Origin of the sequence: Aliivibrio sp. 1S175, from assembly GCF_001690985.1 — a bacterium.
In the GTDB taxonomy this organism is placed as follows: domain Bacteria; phylum Pseudomonadota; class Gammaproteobacteria; order Enterobacterales; family Vibrionaceae; genus Aliivibrio.
This window is the reverse complement of the sequence record NZ_MAJS01000053.1, coordinates 1-622: the sequence shown is the minus strand read 5'-3', so window position 1 is coordinate 622 and position 622 is coordinate 1. Positions and strand designations below refer to the sequence as shown.

The 622-nt window shown below is 40.8% G+C and carries 1 protein-coding gene; it reads right to left on the bottom strand.

What is annotated here, in order from left to right; translation table 11 throughout:
* Positions 1–218 precede the first annotated feature (218 nt).
* Positions 219–622, bottom strand: a 404-nt coding sequence (locus A6E06_RS20055; RefSeq protein ID WP_218066036.1) for a hypothetical protein, incomplete at its 5' end; no start/stop codon positions are given.

Genomic DNA, 622 nt, shown 5'->3' with positions numbered 1-622 from the left:
CAAAAAATTTCGGACTCAGTACGCACAACGCTGGCATAACACGTTTATTACTATGCAAACCAACCTGAATTAACCGCCTTAATCACAAAACCCAAGGCAAACCCAGAACGCCGAATGTAATAAATCGTGTTGATGCGATTGTTGTGCGTACTTACTTTCGGCTTGGCCAACTTGGTAAAGAACTGCCCTGCCAAGATTTTCTAAGCCTAGATTCTAATTTACCGATGCCAATTAAGCGAACAAAATGTTCTTAAATTGCGAGATGAAGTAAATGGAAAACAGATACATTTTTTACGCCATTTGAACGGCTTGGTTTCAACAGATTTGGAACTGATAAACAAAATATCCTTTCCACAACCGGGATTGAAAATGCTGAGAAGAAAACACGGATGCAAACTAAAATGAGGCAACACCAAAGAACCATTGAAGCGTAAAATAGCCTCTGAAACGCATGAACTTAGGCCGACAATGCTTAATTGCCGAACCTGATAACACGAAAACCAAAAGGCAACAAAGAAGAAAGGAACGCTTACTAAGCCGAAACTACGAAAGCCGCGATCCTTTTGATGAACCGTGCAAAAAATTTCGGACTCAGTACGCACAACGCCTGCATAACACGTTT